We start from the raw sequence: 18,032 nt of genomic DNA, 5'->3' as shown, positions 1-18,032 counted from the left end.
TCTAATTGGAAAAGTCAGCGTGGGCCGTTTATCGTAAAAGCTTCCTGCCCGACGCCATCCGTCCTCTTGCCATGCGAAAGCTCCTGCGATGTTTTCTCGCTTTACGATATGCGGCATCCTCTTGCTCATATGCACCACCGCCGCTGCTGCTGGCGACCGTGAAACGCTGGAATCCCTATTCTCTCAGACGCTACCTGGAGACACGGTAAAAATCGCGCCACGGCGATACTTCCTCGACGGATCGCAGGCAATTCAACTGCCATCGCAAATCCGCGTAGAAGCCTACGGCGCGGAGTTCCACTTCCCCGAAAAGATGACGACACCAAAAGCCGTGATGTTTTCTGGCGTCGACCTGTATGATTTCACTTGGAACGGAGGCAAGTTTGTTGGGCACGTCTTCGATCCGGATAAGCCCCAAAACGTCTGGCCGCCTAATACGAATTCACGCGGGATCGTCATCAGCACAAGCAGCGACGGCACATGCCGAAACCTTCGCTTTCGCGAGATCCAATCCCAAGACTTGGCCGGCGCGGCCATTACTGTTACCGGACGCCTCACCCCAGGCAGCCAGCATGATGTTGATTCCTACGTCGAAGGAGTTCGGCTCGACGAATGCCGACTGCTCCGTACCGGCAAGTTTATGTGGGACTACGGATATCTATGGCAAATCATTGTTTGGCCTGAAGAAGCAACTCCCCGCGAACGCGAACTAGCCAAGACCTATTTTCGACATGACCTCATACGCGAGGGGCTCTCTGCCAAAAAGGGAGAAACGAAAATTGACCTGGGTGGTAATACGACGTTAAAGACCACGCCACGAGATTATCGTGGCCAAGGATGTGTCTGTTTTTTCGGCCAGGGAGTTCCCAGCCCCATCTTGCGTGGCAAGAAGTACTTCGTCGTCGAAAGCGACGAGCACTCGATTGCAGTGTCTGAGACTTATCGTGGTGAACCGATCCGACTCGAGGAAGATTCCGGTCCAGACTTAAAACTGATCACCGATGTCTTTCAGGCCCACTTGGCACTTTACGCACCGACAGGCAGCGGCCCCGGCAAAGGTTCGTTTGACTTGGTTGGCTGTCAGGATGTAATCGTTCAGGGAAGCCAATTCAGCGCCCTGGGTGATACGATGCACATCCAGCGTTGCAAGAATATCACCTTTTCCAACAACCAGATTCTCGGCTCTCGGATGGGTGCGTTCTTCCTTGCCGAGTATTGCCAGAACGCCGTCATCGTCGGCAACACCGTCGACGGCAGCAACGGGTCGCGCGTGGTGAGCGTTGAAAAGTCCTGCCAAGATGTCGTTATCGTCGGCAACACGTTTCGTAATGGCGGACGGGGAAGCTGGATCAATCAGCCCAGAAACTTTGTGCTTGCCAACAACGTGTTCGTCAACAACACGACCAAGTGCGAACCCCAGCCAGGTCGTGGTCGCAAGTCCTTCGAAACAGGCGACTACGAGGATTACCCCGAACTCTACTTCACAATCCATGAACCCAACGGTCGCTATGGCAACGTGATTGTGCGGGACAATGTATTCGTCAGCGGGGAGCACGCCGCATTCGCCATCGAGTGCCAGCCAGGCGGCCAGAACATCACGATCCGAGGCAACACGTTCTCCGGCGCTGTCCAGTCGATTGAGCATCACGGATGCAAAGATTTGATCCTAGAAGACAATCAATTCACCGCATCTGAGCAGAACTAAGATCAGGTGCGACCAACAAAAAAGCCACGCAGCCGAAAAGGCGACGTGGCTTTTTGAGCGGAGGCGACAGGACTCGAACCTGCAACCGGCGTAACCGGCGACGGATTTCAAATCCGCTCCCTAACCAATTCGGCTCGCCTCCATCTATCTTCGTTAACGCTAACGAGCCTCGGGATTTATGTCAACGGGACGAAGGCCATTCTGCTCGGGTTACAACGGTTGCCCGGCCCCGCGGGGCCATTCGATACTCCGCGAATTTCGTTTTTTTGTGCGCTTCACTCAATAATCGAATTCCGCAGCACAATAACGTTATGATAGGCCAGAGGAAGACTAACCATGATGTGAAACCAAGCCAACTCGCATGACTTATCTCACGCATCGCCTGCCCACCAACTGGATTGCTTGCCTGCTACTTCTCGTAGCTGGCTGGGGCCTTTCTGACCAATTACCCAGTGCCGCTGCTCAAGACGCCTTGGCTCCTGGCGACGAAGGCTATTCGGCGCCAATCGAATCTCTGGATGAGGACTCGCGCGACAAGGTTTATACGTCTCCACAAAGCATCCTGGCCGATTTCTTCGGAAGACGTAGGGCGGGCATGCTCGTCAACGGCCTGGAAGACTTGGTGGGGATTACCGCCACAGGCCTATCACCACTGATGGTTCTTTCGATTGCGTCGCCGGTTGTTTACTTCCTAACCGAACCAGATCGGCGTGGCGAACTGATTTTCCTTTACCAGCCGTGGTTCTTTATTCCCATCATCCTGGTCACGCTGTTGATGGCATTTAAGGACACGGTTCTGACCTTTGCCAGTTACCTGAAGATGCCGTTGGACATACTAGGCATCCTGTTTCACCTGATCGGTTTTCTACTTGGCTTCCGACTCATTTATCACTTCCTAGATATCAATCTCGGAGCAGAAGGAGGCCCGCTGGGTACGGTCTTGACGGTTGCCATCATCATCCTGATGTTCGCTTTTTACACGAGTGTTTGGGTGCTGAGTAACGTCTTCGAAGTAATGATCCTGATCAACCCATTTCCGTTAGTCGACACGTTTTTGCGTGTCAGCCGGATCTGCGTCTTACTCGTCATGTACTTGGCTTGCTGGATCCACCCGGCACTTGGCGGACTCATTGCTCTTCCCATTTTGATCATATCCCTGATTACCTTTGAGCGATCGTTGAGGACCATGCTTCTCGGCTTCCGCCTGGCTGTCGATGTCATTCTCTTTCGCTCGGACAAAGTCGAAGAAGATGCAAAGCAACTCACAGCATTTGCATCCTTAGGTGGAACGCTCCCTTGGATGACCCTGGGCAAACTGATCAAGAAGGACGATACCTGGACCTTCGCCTATCGACGGTTCTCGATTGGGCCAACCCACCACATCGCAATCACACCTGGACCGTATGTCATTGCCAAGGGCTCGCTATTTCCTGGGCTTCTAACCCAAACCGAAAAGGGCGCTCAGCTAGTGGTTCGCTTCCCTGCTTCCTATCGCGGACGAGAAGAGGCCTTGGCCGCTGTATTCAAGACGAGCGAAATCCAAGACTTTCGATTGAGCACGATGGCCAAGTCTGCCTGGAACACCGTCTGGAAGAGCTTCTTTGGCCGATCACCTAAGCCAGATGATCTCGCGTCGGAATAATCCGTACATTCCGAACGCGCGGATTGCTCACGCAATTAACTTGGCCGGCACATAAGTAAAACGTAATTCTGACGCTTTTCCGATTTTCAGAATCTGCAGTAAATCAGCCAGTAAATAGCTTCACGTTGCCTCAGAAAAGCTAAGCTTTGACACCGCTTTAAATTGCCATCGTTTCTTTCGAGACGATGGCCGATCAACATTCAAATGGACGCTGTCCATTCACCTTAATCATGACTGGCAACTCCGGTTGCCTGGTCAAGGCCGTCGAGTACCTGCCCCACTTGACGGCCTTTTTTCTGCGCGCGTTCGATCGGATTGTTAAACCCCTCACATTGGCATGATGCGGTTCCCCGAATTCTACGGCAACTTGTTCCGCGTCTGCTATCAGATCGACCGATGCTCTTAAATACCGAAATGCCACGATACTAATCGTGGGCAGGAAGCCGTTGTGTATCTGGGGGCGGATCACAACGGTTTTTTTATGCGCTGACAGAGATGCATTCATTGGTGGCATCGGCGCCTTTTTGTGGCAAACTTTGCCGATTACGGCAATTCTCTCGATTATGCCGACTTTCTGGCCGATATCCGTTCTTGAGTCACGTTCCCACTCCCCCCTGCCCTGTCGTATCAGGGTGGTTCGTTTGATGTGAACCAGGAAAGTCTCGACATGATGTCACGCCACTTGATCCTCAGTCTATTCGCCGCCGCGCTGCTGGCTGCGGTTGGATGTCGAACCGTCCCCAGCTGCAACTCATGTCACATCGGACATGTTGCCCCAACTTCCGGATGCGCCTGCGACGATTGCGGTGCCACCTGCGGAGACTCGTGCGGTTGCGGCACAACATGTACAACTTGCTGCGGTCCCAGCTACCCAGTCTGTCTGCCCAAGCCACCGTTTGCAGAGATTCGCCAACACCTCCGCAACAACCTGACCTGCACGGCAGGATGTTCAGATGAAGTGTACTGGGGTGAATGGATCTCCCATCCACCGACATGCGATCCTTGCGACTGCTTCGGCAACTACGTTGGCCCTGTCGGCGGCCGCTGTCGCCCTGGCATCACTGGCATTCGTCGAGGCGATGAATGTTGCTCGAGCATGTGCGATCAAGGCATCCCATGTAACAGCTGTGCCTGCCAAGCCCAGTCACAAATGGTGAGCTACGAAGAAATGGTCCCAGGCGAATCGACGATTCTGTACGACTCGGAATCTTCGATGCAGTACAGCACGCCCACGCCGGCATCACCATCCGATCAGATGATGTACGAAATGAACTCTGGATCGATGCGAAGCTACCCCACCTCCACGACCGGACGCCATCCGCACAACCTCGGTCGCGGAAGCATGTAACCAATCTAATAGCCAGGGGGGCTTTTGAAAGAGACGCGGTCACATTGCGACCGCGTCTCTTTTTTTCTTGGCTCAGGCAATCGCGCAGTCAATGCGTTACAACGAGTTGCCTTCGACAGAGATCGGGAGAAGAGACGCCGGATGGTGGGGTCAATCACCGATGAACAACTCGCGTCTGCGGCGCCTGAGAGCGTTCTTAGAACATCTGCGTGAAGCGGTGTGCATCGTTGGTTCGATACGCCTGCTTTGCACAACAGGGCTGACCAACGTGGAGACGACCTCGCTTGAATTGGGCCGCAGCCGAGGTCAGCGGTAGTAACCAGGGGCGCTGCCGCCAAACCGGTATTCAAATCCGCCGGTGACCGAGAAGTTGCTTGCGGACATTGCATCGGTACCGCCAAGGGTCATGTTGTCGAGCAGTTCAAACCGCAGAGCGAGACGCTTGTGCACAAAGTACTTGAGCCCTAAGCCAAACGGCATAGAAACCTGAGCCTGACCTCGATCGCGGCCCAGAGCGTCTTCGTATTGGAACATGGCCGCCCCTAACCCGAGCATCGCGTAGGGTCGCCAGGCAGCGTCACCCCAAGGATAAAACTGCACGCTGTAGTCGAGAATGATCAGCTGACTCTTTCCAGAAAAATGAGCATTCGTCGGATAGTTCAAACGCCCTTCGGCAAAGCCTAATCGAACTTCAGCTCCCCAGTAGTGATCGAAGTCGTAACCCAATCGCAGTCCATCAAAGAACGAACCTTCCTGCTCGACTTCGCCAGGAATCAGATTCTGCAACATGATCGCGCCGGCAAACACGTCTGCATGAATCGGGCGATTGCGCCAGCTCATCCCTGTTAGCGGCTGACCAAACCCGATATGCCGGGAGGGATCGTCCGGATGACTATGTACCAAATCGAATCGGTGAGCGAACTGACCGTGACCATGCTTACCTCCGAACCAGTTCTCCGTTGATCCTGGCTGCTCGAAGGTTTGCTTGGAATCGACGTCGATTGTTTCCGCATCGAGAATTGATTTCGGGAGTGGCTCGATCTCTTCATACGCAGGAGCTTGAGAAGAGCTCAGGTCCTGGGCGTTTGCCATAGGCGCAACACAAGCCATAACGCCGAGCGTCAGAAGCATTGAGCAACCATGGCTGAACTTAAGACCCATCCACCATCCTTCGCGGACTTCACTGATAGCTACCCCAAATCGGGCAGCGGATTATCGAAACGTCTCCCCTTGGCGTCAATGCAGATTCTTAAGTCAAAGTTGGTGAACTTTACCGGATTTGCTAGTTTTAGGAATCCTCGCTGGTTGTTCACCCCTCAACGCATGGAACGGAATGATGCAGAACCAATTATTCATGGCAGCGATCCTGGTGCTTTTCACGACCCAACTCTCGCTAGCAGACGACAAGCAACCTACGCCCCCGGCCGAAGACAACCAGGAACACGAGGAAGCCGCCATCCCGATTCTCGAGGCGGTCGAAGAAATCCGACAGCAACTTGGGCCAGAGTTTTCGATCGAGTCCGAAGAATTCGGAATTGAGCGAGACGAAGCGATCGAGAAACCCACGGACGGCGAGTGGCATGCCACGGAAGAATGGCCCGGCACCAAGTTGTATCAAGAGGTTCGTGAGTTAGTCGGCAAGTTCCGCCAGAATGCACGTCATCTGGAAGAATTAGCCGGCCAAGCCGAGCAAATGTCAGAGTACGGCCTCGCGGATCAGCTAAGAGAAATGGCTCGCCATCAGTGGGAACATGCTCGTGAACTGTCGAAACCCCGCTCAACTCGGCCGTATTACAGCCCTTCGCCCACGAATCCGCCCCAGCCTTACGGAGCTCCGCCCGCTATGGCAACTCCACATTGGGGCACGCCATACTATCAGCCTCCGACGACCGACAGCCCGACCCAGGCCAAGCCTCCCTACGGTGCTCCCTCAGCCCCCAGCCAGCGTTTTAGTGTGCCAGACGCAACTAAGCCGAAAACACGCTGATCTCTTTCGATGATCATGAAGAATCGGGATCCACACCGCTGGCGTACTAATCTGCGCCAGCCATGCTATAGCGCCGTATCCCCCCTAGAAGAGCAGGAGCTTGACGAAGCCCCTGCGTTTTAAGGATGATGAGATTGCGTAGATAGACGTAAAATTCACGCACAAAAGGCTTAACGGCATTCTCAGCCTCATGGTAGGCTAGTAATGCACTTATCTTTTTTCTCTAGATCACGACTCCCTTTCTCTATTCCGCTCGGAGGATAGCGCTTTGGCTGGAACCCTGGGAAATTTTGCGGACATTCTGATTCGACGTGGCCTCGTCGGACCTGACCAATTGCGCGAGGCCGAAACCATGGCCGATGCCCAGGGAATCCCGGTTCCCGAGGCACTGATCCGTTCCGGCTACGTCGGAGCCAACGACGTGATGCGAGCGGTCGCGGAAGAGCACGGCCTCGAGTTCATTGATCTGGACGAAGTTCGGATCCCCATGTCGGCCGTGGAACTGGTACCGGAATCGGTCGCTCGTGAAAACGTGGTGATGCCGATGGCCGAAGATGACGGTGCTCTGAAAGTCATCATCGCCGATCCACTCGACCTGGAAACGATCGATAAACTTCGATTTATCCTCAACCGAAAGGTCGAAATCGCGTTGGCCCCACGCGAAAACATCCTCGAAGCGATCAACCGCTACTACGGGCAACAAGAAGGTGAATCCGCGGATACGATGCTGCAGGAATTCACCGATACGGCGATCGACTTCACCGACACCATGGAACAAGACACCATGACGATGGCCGGTGACGAAACCGTCGACGAGACGAGTGCCCCGGTCGTTCGCCTGGTTCAGTTGATGATCAATGAGGCGGTTCAGCTTCGGGCCTCAGATATTCACGTTGAGCCGTTTGAAGATCGCGTTCGTATTCGCTATCGCATCGACGGTCGTTTAATTGAACGTGACAGCCCCCCCAGACGTATGCTTGGGGCGATCTTGTCCCGCCTCAAGATTTTGGGGGGTATCGATATCGCCGAGCGGCGTCGTTGCCAGGACGGACGTATCAAGGCCGACGTCGGAACCAAAACCATCGACCTTCGCGTGAGCGTTATCCCCACTAATCACGGTCAATCGATCGTGATGCGGATTCTGGATAAAGACAGTATCAAGGTGGGTATTCGCCAGCTTGGCCTTTCCGACTCGAACTTCATCAAGTTCAACAATCTCATCAAACGTCCCAATGGGATCGTCCTGGTGACCGGACCCACCGGTTCGGGGAAGACGACCACCCTCTATGCGGCACTCAACGAACTGAACCGCCCAGACACCAAAATCATCACCGCCGAAGACCCGGTCGAGTACTACCTGCCTGGCATCAACCAGACCCAGGTTCGTCACAGCATTGGGCTCGATTTCGCGAAGATTATTAAGGCCATGCTGCGTCAGGCACCTAATATCATCCTCGTCGGTGAAATGCGCGATACTGAAACAGCTTCCATGGGGATCCAAGCCTCACTTACTGGACACTTGGTTTTCAGTACACTACACACGAACGATGCGCCCGGTGCCATTACACGTTTGATCGACATGGGTGTTCCCTCTTATCTCGTTTCCAGTACAATTATTGGTATTCTCGCACAGCGCTTGGTCCGGGTGATTTGCGAGAAGTGCAAGGCTCCCGTTAAGCCAACTAAGGAGTCATTGGCGGCTGCTGGCATTACGCCTGAGATGGCCGAAGGCGCGACCTTCATGAAGGGTCGCGGTTGCGGTAATTGCCAGCGTAGTGGTTACAGGGGACGTATGGGTATTTTTGAGTTAATGCCTATGAATGCACGACTTAGAGAGTTGGCATTCCAAGGGGCGGCAACTCAGGATATTCGTCGAGCCGCTGTGGCGACCGGCATGGATACCCTGTTCGATGACGGGGTGAAAAAAGCCATGCAGGGCAAGACAACCCTGGAGGAAGTCTTCCGCGTAGCCAAGGTTGTCGAGAAAGACTCCTAAGCCACCCTTGCCAGCAAAAACGACAAACCAAGATCAAACAAGCGTTTACGCGCGGCAGGCCCGTAAACGCGAAAATGACACGACTTATTTGAGTCTTCGACCGCAGACCCCAACAATTCTGCCATCGGGACAGCTTTTCAAACGCTTTTCAACCTAATTTCATCAGCAGTTCACGGTCGGGTCGGCACACTGAGCGTTTTGATGCGTGCCTTGGATGGGCAACGCCAGAACTAAGGACAACTCAGCGACCGCGATCCTTAAGAGGCTGGATCTTCTTCCTCAGCAGGGCTCATTCACAATGCCCCGCCAAGGTGGTAAATCCTTCAGCGGTAAAGGGAGCCAATGGCCACGATTCTCATTGACAAGTTGTTGCAGGCCGCTGTGAAGCAGGGCGCAAGCGATATCCATATCACGGTGGGACAACCGCCAGTGTTTCGTTTGCACGGTCGCATGCGTCAACTCGACACGAAATCGTTGGAACCCGACGATACTGTCTCGCTGATGAAAAGCATCACGCCGGAACGCTGCCAACGAGAACTTCAGGAAACGGGTGGTTCCGACTTTGGTTTTGCCTTCTCGGACTTGGCCCGTTTCCGTGTGTCGATTTTCCGACAACGTGGAAACATCTCGATGGTGTTGCGTCAGATTCCCAATGACATGCTCACCCCCGAGCAGTTGGGGCTGCCAGCCAAAGTCCTTGAGCTCTGCCATCGACCGCGTGGCTTGTTCCTAGTGACCGGGCCTACCGGTTCGGGTAAGTCCACCACGCTGGCCTCGGTGATCAACCACCTCAACGAAACCGTTGACCACCATATCATCACGATCGAAGACCCGATCGAATTTTATCACTACCACAAGAAGTCGACGGTCAATCAGCGCGAAATCGGTGTTGATGTGCCCTCCTTCTCGGAAGCCATTCGTCGTGCGTTGCGTCAGGACCCTGACGTGATCCTCGTGGGCGAAATGCGTGACTTGGAAACGATTGAAGCAGCCATTTCCGCGGCGGAAACCGGGCACGTGGTGTTCGGGACGTTGCATACCAACAGTGCCGCCAGTACCGTCGACCGTATCATCGACGTGTTCCCGGCTGGCCAGCAGGATCAGATTCGTACGCAGTTGGGTTCGGCCCTCCTGGGCGTGCTGGCCCAGACGTTGTGCCCCAAGATTGGCGGCGGACGTGTGGCAGCCTACGAGCTACTGAACGTGACCTCAGGTATTTCCAACCTGATCCGTGAAAACAAGACATTCCGTATTCCATCGATGATTCAAACCGGCTCGAAGCACGGGATGATCCTGATGGACGACTCCCTTTTCAATCACTGGCGGGCCGAACGAGTCACCATGGAAGACGCGTTGGCCAAAGCCCAAAACCCGAATGACCTGGCAAAGCGTATCGCCGACGCCCGACGTGGCAATGTCGACGATCGAGAAGGTGCCGCGTAACCACTCGCTTCTCCTCTCTCCTTTTCCTTTTCAATTCCTGACGGACAACGAGACAAATTCATGGCAGTTCGCCGACTTGGACAGATTCTGGTCGACCTTGGCTTCATCAGCGACGAACAACTCGTGCTGCTGCTAGAAGAGCAAGAAGCCCAGGCCGAACATCAGCCCCTTGGCAAGATCGCCGAGGACATGAATCTGATTACCGACGACCAGCTGGCCCAAGCTTTGGCCGAACAGCTGCACATGCAGGTGATCAGCCTCGACGATGTTTCGATTGCTCCTGACCTGCTGCGCCGCATCACCGAACCGATGGCCCAGCTGTATAAGGTCATTCCGGTTTCGTACGAGGAAGACCTCAACCGCTTGACGGTGGCAACCTGTGAACCGCAGAACCTTTCGACGCAGGACGAACTGCGGCAGTTTCTGGGTTACGAAGTCAAAACAGTTGTCTCCACCGAACGCGACATTCAGAAAACACTCGATCGTTACTATTCGGAAGACTCCGAAAGTTTCGAGGGTCTTGTCCGCGACTTAGAAGACGACAACGATCTCGCGAAAGCGGCCGCTGCCCTGGAAGGGGATGGGCCGATCGATATTACCGATGCGGAAGCTCTCGCAGATAGCGCCCCGGTTCGCAAGCTGCTGAACATGGTGCTCTTGATGGCCATTAAAGACCACGCGAGCGATATCCACTTCGAGCCCTTCGAAGAAGAGTTCCGTATCCGCATCAAAGCGGACGGCGTCCTCTTCGAGATGGTTCCCCCGCCGCGTCACTTGGCCTTCGCGATTACCACGCGTATCAAAGTGATGGCGAACCTCGACATCGCCGAACGTCGTATGCCGCAGGACGGTCGTATCGAACTGACGGTGGGTGGTCACCCGGTCGATCTTCGTGTGAGCGTGCTGCCGACCATGTTTGGCGAAAGCGTCGTTATGCGGCTTTTGGACCGCAGCGTGGTTTCGCTCAACATCGAGAAGGTGGGCATGGGGGACGAGACCCTCAAGGAATTCCGCCAGGTGATGCACAAGCCGAACGGAATTGTCTTGGTGACCGGTCCAACGGGCTCCGGCAAGACCACGACCCTCTATTCGGCACTGAGCGAACTCAACTCCATCAACGAAAAGCTGATCACGACCGAAGACCCGGTCGAGTATGATATCGATGGCATCATTCAAATCCCTATCGATTCAGACATCGGCAATACGTTCGCGAACTGCCTGCGAGCCATTTTGCGACAAGATCCTGATGTGATTCTGGTGGGTGAGATTCGTGACCTGGAGACGGGCGAAATCGCTATTCAAGCCTCTCTCACCGGGCACTTGGTATTCAGCACGCTGCACACCAACGACGCCCCATCCACCATCACGCGACTCAAGGACATGGGGATCCCCACGTTCATGATCACGGCAACCGTCGAAGCCATTTTGGCCCAGCGTTTGGTACGCCGTGTTTGTAGCCAATGCCGTCAAGAACACGAGCCCTCGAAAGACGCCATCTTCCTCTTGGAAATGAAAGAAGAAGAGTTGGCAGGCCGCAAGTTCTTTAAAGGTGCCGGCTGCGAAAACTGCAACGGAACCGGATACAAAGGCCGTATCGGCATTTTTGAATTGATGATCATGAACGACGACCTTCGTTCGATGATCATGCAAAACACCTCCACGGACGAACTGCGAGACGAAGCCAGAAAGTTTGGTATGACGCCCCTCCGCGACGCCGGACTGCAGCTCGCTTTCGACGGGCTGACTACCCTGGACGAAGTGCTTCGCGAAACGGTCGTCGACTAACAAACAATTATTGCTGGCCAGCAATCAACCTACACCCAAATTTGACCCCAAAAGCAAGAGCCGGACGTAGCCATGCCAACCTATCAATTTGAAGCGATGGACGCTCAAGGTCAGGAGATCCGCGACGTCATCGAGGCCCCGACCGAAGACGATGCACAAGCTACTATTCGGCAGATGGGCTACTTCGTTACCCGCATCAACGAAAAGAAATCGCGGGAAAAGGCCGGAGCAAAAGCCAAAGGGAAGAATCGAGGCTTCACGATCGGTGGCGTCAGTCACCGTCAGCTGACCACCTTCACGCGTCAGCTAGCCATTCTGCAAAATGCCGGTCTACCCATTTTGCGTAGCCTCAAGATTCTCGAGCAGCAGTGTAAGCCTGGTCGCCTCAAAAACAGCTTGATGGATGTCTGCGAAGACATCGAATCGGGTGCCGGCCTCTCGGAAGCGATGGCCAAGTGCCCTAAATGCTTCAACCGTTTGTACGTGAACATGATTCGCGCTGGTGAAGCGGGTGGTGCATTGGAAGTCATTTTGATGCGTCTGGCTGACTTCATGGAACGCGACGCCGACCTTCGCCGTAAGGTGCAAGGTGCGATGATCTATCCGTGTGTGGTCATCACCGTGGCCGTCGGTATCTTGACGTTCATCATGATCAAGATCGTTCCGACGTTCCGCCAGATCTTCGAGGAATTCGGGCTCGACTTGCCGCCCGTCACCGAGCTGCTCATCACCATCAGTAACGGTGTGGTCAACTACTGGTACTGCATCCCGCTGATTCCGGTGGCGGTGTTCCTGTTCGTCAAACTACTTAGAAAATTCAAACACGGCCGCATGGGTTGGGACTTGTTCTTCTTGAACATTCCGATCTTCGGCGGCCTGGTCGAAAAGAACGTCCTTGCCCGTACCACGCGTACGCTGGGCACGCTGATTTCCTCGGGTGTTCCCATTCTGGAATGCCTGAACATCGCCCGTGACACGAGCGGCAACGCCATGTTCGAGCGGATGTATCACAACGTTTCGGAATCGGTGAAAGAGGGTGAATCGATTTTTAAACCGATGGAAGAGAACTGCCGAGCACCCTTCCATCCGATCTCGCTTTTCCTGTGGATCATCTTCCCGGTGGCCCCATTTGTTTCATTCTTCTTTATTCCTGCGATGCAGCCGTTTGCCTGGCAGGCAGTCGGCGTAGTCGGTGCCCTTGGGGCAGGCTGGTACTTCCTCACACTGCGGCGACGAATGGTGGAACTGTTCGTTACCAACATGATCGACGTGGGCGAAGAAACGGGTGAACTCGACACCATGTTGTACAAGGTGGCCGATACCTACGACGAAGACGTCAAGGTCCTTACCGACTCACTCACCAAAATTATGGAACCGCTGCTGATCGTGTTCCTCGGCTTCTCAGTCGGGTTCATCGTGATCGCGTTGTTCCTTCCGCTGGTCGACTTGATTCAGAACCTGAGTTAAGAGCACCCGGCGACCATTGCGGCGTCCCGGTTTCAGGGGTTTCGGGACGCCAGAATTTGGGAAACCAAAATCTTGAAATCCAACAGCCAGACCGGTGCCTTAGCACCAGTCCATTTACCAACAAACGGGCGGAGCTTCGCTTCGCACTAGGAAAGGTCTACCATGACATCCCGTCCACGCGCATGCCATCGTGGCTTTACCCTCGTCGAATTGCTGGTGGTCATCACCATCATCGGCATCCTGGCCGGCCTCGCCCTGGTCGGTATCCGAGTCGCCATTATCGCCGCCCAAAATGCGGCTATGAAGGTCGAGATGGCTCAAATCTCTCAGGCTTTAGACCTTTATAAACAGCAATACGGTTCCTATCCGCCTGACTGCAACAGCGTTGCCTTGCCAACGGTTGCCGCTCGCGAGGCCGCGATCAATACCCACTTACGTAAAAAGTTTGGACAACGAAGTGCGACAGTCGACGTTTTCGACACCAGCAACATGGCAGCGATCAACACCTTCGCGAACGAGACCGGCATCATCCGTGCCGGGGCAACCGCCGCGAACGCTTACACGCTTGAAGCTTTGGATCCGACCGAGACCTATGTCTTGTTCCTGATGGGCTTCAGCCCTGACGTCGAAAACCCGATCACCGGTACCGGCGAACGCACCCCATTGTTTGAGTTTGACCAGAAGCGTCTGACCGACGAAGACGACGATGGCTGGTGGTCATATCACCCAACCTACACCGAAGCAGAATACGTCTACTTCAATTCCAGGACATACGCCAATAGCTCGAATGATAATGTTGCCCAGTACAATTTCACCAGCTCCCCAGGGCTGGCCGAAGGGATCGCTCGTCCGTACGGAACGATCAACGCCAACGGCGCCGCGGACTGGGCGGAACCAGGTAAGTTCCAACTGTTGTGTGCCGGGCTCGATGGTGATTTCGGCGCTGGCTTCAGTGGCGCCCCAACGCCTGCTCAAGCAGTAAAGCTCTATCCTTCCGGGGTCCAAGATACCTCCCTGGCCGCGAATAGCGTCAATTACACCTTGGAAGACAACGACAACCTCGTGAACTTCGGCGAGGCATCCACACTCGAAAGCGACCTCGATCTGTAAGAGGAATTTTCCTATGCCAATCATGGCAACACACTTCGCTCGGCGTCCGCTGCGTCCTGCTTTCACCTTGGTGGAACTGCTGGTCGTGATGGGAGTGCTCGCGATGCTCAGCAGCATGGTCCTGGTCGGCCTCTCATCCGCCGCCGAACAGGCCCGCGCCAATCGCACTCGCAGCCAGGTCCAGAAAATCCACGAGCTGCTGATGCCGCGGTGGGACGAGTACCGGTATCGCCGCGTGGAAGCAAACAAGTCTGGGGATGTCCGCGCTCGTCAGGGGGCGCGGGTTGATAAAATCCGGCAACTCATGCGAATGGAAATGCCATGCCATCGGCAAGACGTACAGTTCGGTCTTACCAATAATGCTGTTGCATTTGGAAGTGAAACGACTGAGCCCGCTCTTTGGCGTCGCTATCGACGAGCGGTCATCAATCGGGCTGGAAGTTTTGCAGCATGGTCCAGTGACAACGATGACGCCGAGTGCTTGTACATGATTCTGGAATCAATCCAGGTCGGCGAGACGAATGGGCTGGATTTCTTCAAGAAATCGGAAATTGGCGACACGGATGATGATGGTATGCCAGAAATACTGGATGGATGGGGAAATCCGATTCACTTCATCCGCTGGGCGCCTGGCTTCATTGGCCCACGCTCAAACCTCCATCACAACGACTCTCCTGACCCATTTGATCCTCTAGGCGTTCGCAATGGCCGTCTCCAGACTGCGGGGACGGGAATCTACGATCATTTCCCACTTTTCCCATTAATTGTCTCTGAGGGACCAGATGGTGCTCTCGACATTCGGGTGAAATATGGAACGGTCGCACTAACGGAAGCCACGATCAATGGCTCTCCACCGAACAATCCGTATTATGAAAACGCGGGAGCCCGACTGGGTGACGAGACAGACACGAACGGCAACTCTGTAGATGAGTTCTTCGACAATGTTTCCAACCATCAACTCGTAATCGCGGGGAATAGTCAATGAGCTTGTTCAAGCAAAACTACCGCGATGTCCGCCGCGGCATGACGATCGTCGAATTGCTGGTCGTGCTCGGGGTGCTCTCCATTCTGCTGGGTATCGCCGCCACAGCAGTTAAGACAGGCACACGTGGCAAGAAGCAGCGTGAAGCGGCCCGCCAGGTGAATGCCTATATTGCTGCTGCCCAGGCCAAGGCCGTTCAGGTCAATCGCCCCGTGGGGATCGAGATCGCTCGCAACCTGACCGATGTCGATGGGGACAATGTCTATACTTCTGGCACCGATACCGGGATCGGCAACGCTTCGCTGCTGATGTACACCATCGAAACGCCACCGCCGTATGCAGGAGATGATGTATCGGCACGGATTGGTATTTCAGTTCCCGTTGGCTATGGGCCTGGAAGCACGGTCACGTTGACCGATACGACGCCGTTCTTCTATGCAGCCGCTGCCAACTTGATGAACGCTGGCGACTTGGTCGGCGTGAAGCTGAACTATCGGGGCACGATCTACTCGGCGACCGTAATTGACAACGCTCCACTTCAAATTCAATTTCAGATTCCGGCATATGATCGAACGATTTTTGATCTCGGTACCGTTCCCTGCCAGATCTTCCTGCCGCCCGTTCGCACCAGCGCCACACCGCTTCAATTGCCGAGCGACATGTGCATTGACCTGACGTGTTCAGGGGTAGCGAATACGGGTAACGAATTCGCCAACTGGGCGGCCGGGACGAATGATCTTTCCATCCGCTTCCTGTTCAGTCCGCGCGGCAACGTGCAGAGCGTGAACTACAACGGCCTTTGGCTTGCTCCCACGGGTAATATCCACATGTTGGTCGGCAAGTACGACCAGGCCGTCGACGCCTTGGAAGTGATGGGAACCGACGGTATCAACGAAGTGGCCACGTTCCCGCCCGGCACACCGGTCAACTATGTCAACTACCTCACTCCGTCCGACCCGGATTTAGACACCAACCTTGCTGACGCCACGGCCATGTGGGTTTCGGTGAATTTCCTGACGGGGCAGATCACGACCACGCGAAACAAACTGATCCAAGATTCCTTCCTGACCGACACCGCGTTCACCGCATTGTCCCAAGCCGCAAAGAACCAAGCCATCCTGGCCGAAGCTCGCGACTTTGCCCGCCGTGTCTTGATCGTGAAGGGGCAAGGGGATAACTAACCTATGTTTTGTTTACCGCATCCCAACATGACGCGCCACCGCACCCATCTCGGCATTACGCTGATCGAGGTGATGATGTCCACCATGGTGGTCAGCCTGGGCATTTTGGGCTTGGTTGCCCTGATCCCGCTGGGGACTCACCTGACCGAGCGTGGCGTACGTGCCGACCGGATCGCGAGTGTTGGTCCACGAGCCTTCCATGAAGCGCGGGCAAGGGGAGCATTCGCTCCAGCAAATTGGGTCATACCAACAGCAGCCTTAGCCTCGACGAATTCCCCTTTCTGGCTCGCACAACCAACAGGTCTTCCCGTTCGACAGCCATACTTGATCGATCCGATGTTTTTCGGAGCCAACGGGTTTGATTCGACAAGAAGGTACTTCCCTTACCCAACACAACTCTACGGATCAGGTGCCCCCAATTATCGACAAACCACTAGCAAGGAAATGCAGATGTGGCGGGTCGGACTTCGACGTAGCGGCGGGAACGCACCTTTGTCCGCACCACAAGCGATAGCCGCATTTCGATCTGATGACGATCTAGCATTCGAGCGCCCTGATGATGGCGAACTGCCCTCATTCCAGCGTTTTTATGAGCGGAGCGCAACGCCAGTCAAACGCCAAGCTCTTGGTGAATATTCATGGATGATAATGCTGACACCTTCGGCTGTGGACCAAAGCAACTTCAGCACAACAGGACTTGCTGCAACGCCGAATGTCGAATCGGAATGGTTTCAACCACCCGTAACGATAAGTGATGTTGCCGCGGCAACTGGCGCACCAGGCAACCGCCCCGAGCGACTGCTCGCAGCGATGCAGACCGCAGCCACCGACGAATACATGGCCTCCGTTATCATCTTAAAGAATCGCCAGATTCCAGGCCTTGTCTCAACGCCATTGGCAACGCCATCTCTAACAGATGGCGATGATGAACTCGAAGTTACCAGTGAACGTGTGGTAGGCGTCGATACGACGTCATTCCTAGCTCCAGGCGGCTATTCGACTGGTGAAGTCCGGCTTATCCAATCAGGCGGTTCTCGAGAAGATGCCGAAGAACGCATCCTTAAGCTAAGCAACGGTGACTGGATATGCCTCGTCAGAAGACTTCCAGAAGATGCTGATTTTCCACTAGGCGACATCTACCAGTGGTACAAGGTCGTTATGGTGGATGACGTTGTCGACAGCACAGACTCGATAACGGGAAATTCATTGCCGTTTTCACGTCGAGTGACGATCAATGGTCCCGATTGGAATTCGAACGTACCCCCAACTCATGCCATCATCGTTGACGGCGTGGTAGGCGTGTATACGAAACGGGTCCGTTTGGAAACACAATCACCCTGGTCACCTTGATCAGGCAACTCATCAGGGCTCCTTTTCCCAATTAAA

Annotated in this window: 13 protein-coding genes and 1 tRNA gene; 12 read left to right on the top strand and 2 right to left on the bottom strand. The window is 54.6% G+C overall.

Features of this window, described 5'->3' with window-relative positions; all coding sequences use genetic code 11:
* Positions 1 to 88 precede the first annotated feature (88 nt).
* On the top strand, positions 89 to 1,705 hold the full coding sequence (locus tag PSR63_RS20965) for a right-handed parallel beta-helix repeat-containing protein (protein WP_274327629.1): 1,617 nt from the start codon (positions 89 to 91) through the stop codon (positions 1,703 to 1,705).
* A 58-nt stretch (positions 1,706 to 1,763) separates the two neighbouring features.
* Here the strand turns inward: PSR63_RS20965 and PSR63_RS20960 are convergent.
* A tRNA-Ser gene (locus PSR63_RS20960) sits at positions 1,764 to 1,847 on the bottom strand.
* 219 nt (positions 1,848 to 2,066) lie between these two features.
* Here PSR63_RS20960 and PSR63_RS20955 point away from each other — a divergent pair.
* Positions 2,067 to 3,347, top strand: a complete 1,281-nt coding sequence (locus tag PSR63_RS20955; protein WP_274327628.1) for a hypothetical protein — start codon at positions 2,067 to 2,069, stop codon at positions 3,345 to 3,347.
* A gap of 667 nt (positions 3,348 to 4,014) precedes the next feature.
* Entirely contained in the window at positions 4,015 to 4,695 is a 681-nt protein-coding gene (locus tag PSR63_RS20950; RefSeq protein ID WP_274327627.1) for a hypothetical protein, read from the top strand.
* A 306-nt stretch (positions 4,696 to 5,001) separates the two neighbouring features.
* Here the strand turns inward: PSR63_RS20950 and PSR63_RS20945 are convergent, their stop codons facing one another.
* Complete coding sequence (locus PSR63_RS20945) at positions 5,002 to 5,856, bottom strand: outer membrane beta-barrel protein (RefSeq protein WP_274327626.1); 855 nt, start codon at positions 5,854 to 5,856, stop codon at positions 5,002 to 5,004.
* A 172-nt stretch (positions 5,857 to 6,028) separates the two neighbouring features.
* Here PSR63_RS20945 and PSR63_RS20940 point away from each other — a divergent pair, with 172 nt between their 5' ends.
* The 9 genes from PSR63_RS20940 (at position 6,029) to PSR63_RS20900 (ending at position 17,996) form a co-directional block, all read left to right on the top strand.
* The gene (locus PSR63_RS20940; protein ID WP_274327625.1) at positions 6,029 to 6,682 is read left to right on the top strand and encodes a hypothetical protein; all 654 of its coding nucleotides are present in this window, start codon (positions 6,029 to 6,031) and stop codon (positions 6,680 to 6,682) included.
* Between the two features lie 268 nt (positions 6,683 to 6,950).
* Positions 6,951 to 8,678 carry a GspE/PulE family protein gene (locus tag PSR63_RS20935; protein WP_274327624.1) on the top strand — a complete coding sequence of 576 codons (1,728 nt, stop codon included), beginning with the start codon at positions 6,951 to 6,953 and terminating at the stop codon, positions 8,676 to 8,678.
* A gap of 342 nt (positions 8,679 to 9,020) precedes the next feature.
* Positions 9,021 to 10,121 (top strand): type IV pilus twitching motility protein PilT, encoded by a 1,101-nt coding sequence (locus PSR63_RS20930; protein ID WP_274327623.1) that lies wholly within the window; start codon positions 9,021 to 9,023, stop codon positions 10,119 to 10,121.
* A 60-nt stretch (positions 10,122 to 10,181) separates the two neighbouring features.
* A complete protein-coding gene (locus PSR63_RS20925; protein ID WP_274327622.1) occupies positions 10,182 to 11,906 on the top strand; it encodes a GspE/PulE family protein in 1,725 nt (574 codons plus the stop codon).
* A gap of 72 nt (positions 11,907 to 11,978) precedes the next feature.
* Positions 11,979 to 13,373 carry a type II secretion system F family protein gene (locus tag PSR63_RS20920; RefSeq protein ID WP_274327621.1) on the top strand — a complete coding sequence of 465 codons (1,395 nt, stop codon included), beginning with the start codon at positions 11,979 to 11,981 and terminating at the stop codon, positions 13,371 to 13,373.
* A 162-nt stretch (positions 13,374 to 13,535) separates the two neighbouring features.
* Positions 13,536 to 14,483 (top strand): type II secretion system protein, encoded by a 948-nt coding sequence (locus tag PSR63_RS20915; RefSeq protein ID WP_274327620.1) that lies wholly within the window; start codon positions 13,536 to 13,538, stop codon positions 14,481 to 14,483.
* 13 nt (positions 14,484 to 14,496) lie between these two features.
* Positions 14,497 to 15,468 (top strand): type II secretion system protein, encoded by a 972-nt coding sequence (locus tag PSR63_RS20910; protein WP_274327619.1) that lies wholly within the window; start codon positions 14,497 to 14,499, stop codon positions 15,466 to 15,468.
* Positions 15,465 to 16,646 (top strand): prepilin-type N-terminal cleavage/methylation domain-containing protein, encoded by a 1,182-nt coding sequence (locus PSR63_RS20905; protein ID WP_274327618.1) that lies wholly within the window; start codon positions 15,465 to 15,467, stop codon positions 16,644 to 16,646. Before PSR63_RS20910 ends, PSR63_RS20905 begins: the two co-directional genes overlap by 4 nt.
* A 27-nt stretch (positions 16,647 to 16,673) precedes the next feature.
* Positions 16,674 to 17,996 (top strand): type IV pilus modification PilV family protein, encoded by a 1,323-nt coding sequence (locus PSR63_RS20900; RefSeq protein WP_274327617.1) that lies wholly within the window; start codon positions 16,674 to 16,676, stop codon positions 17,994 to 17,996.
* The last annotated feature ends 36 nt before the right edge of the window (positions 17,997 to 18,032 follow it).

Origin of the sequence: Bremerella sp. P1 (genome assembly GCF_028748185.1) — a bacterium.
In the GTDB taxonomy this organism is placed as follows: domain Bacteria; phylum Planctomycetota; class Planctomycetia; order Pirellulales; family Pirellulaceae; genus Bremerella.
This window is presented reverse-complemented; position numbering and strand designations above follow the sequence as displayed.

Bases quoted from the DNA above. Each gene is read 5' to 3' on its own strand.
- PSR63_RS20965 (WP_274327629.1), top strand. From the start codon at position 89: ATGTTTTCTCGCTTTACGATATGCGGCATCCTCTTGCTCATATGCACC.
- PSR63_RS20955 (WP_274327628.1), top strand. From the start codon at position 2,067: ATGACTTATCTCACGCATCGCCTGCCCACCAACTGGATTGCTTGCCTG.
- PSR63_RS20950 (WP_274327627.1), top strand. From the start codon at position 4,015: ATGATGTCACGCCACTTGATCCTCAGTCTATTCGCCGCCGCGCTGCTG.
- PSR63_RS20945 (WP_274327626.1), bottom strand. From the start codon at position 5,856: ATGGGTCTTAAGTTCAGCCATGGTTGCTCAATGCTTCTGACGCTCGGC.
- PSR63_RS20940 (WP_274327625.1), top strand. From the start codon at position 6,029: ATGATGCAGAACCAATTATTCATGGCAGCGATCCTGGTGCTTTTCACG.
- PSR63_RS20930 (WP_274327623.1), top strand. From the start codon at position 9,021: ATGGCCACGATTCTCATTGACAAGTTGTTGCAGGCCGCTGTGAAGCAG.
- PSR63_RS20925 (WP_274327622.1), top strand. From the start codon at position 10,182: ATGGCAGTTCGCCGACTTGGACAGATTCTGGTCGACCTTGGCTTCATC.
- PSR63_RS20920 (WP_274327621.1), top strand. From the start codon at position 11,979: ATGCCAACCTATCAATTTGAAGCGATGGACGCTCAAGGTCAGGAGATC.
- PSR63_RS20915 (WP_274327620.1), top strand. From the start codon at position 13,536: ATGACATCCCGTCCACGCGCATGCCATCGTGGCTTTACCCTCGTCGAA.
- PSR63_RS20910 (WP_274327619.1), top strand. From the start codon at position 14,497: ATGCCAATCATGGCAACACACTTCGCTCGGCGTCCGCTGCGTCCTGCT.
- PSR63_RS20905 (WP_274327618.1), top strand. From the start codon at position 15,465: ATGAGCTTGTTCAAGCAAAACTACCGCGATGTCCGCCGCGGCATGACG.
- PSR63_RS20900 (WP_274327617.1), top strand. From the start codon at position 16,674: ATGACGCGCCACCGCACCCATCTCGGCATTACGCTGATCGAGGTGATG.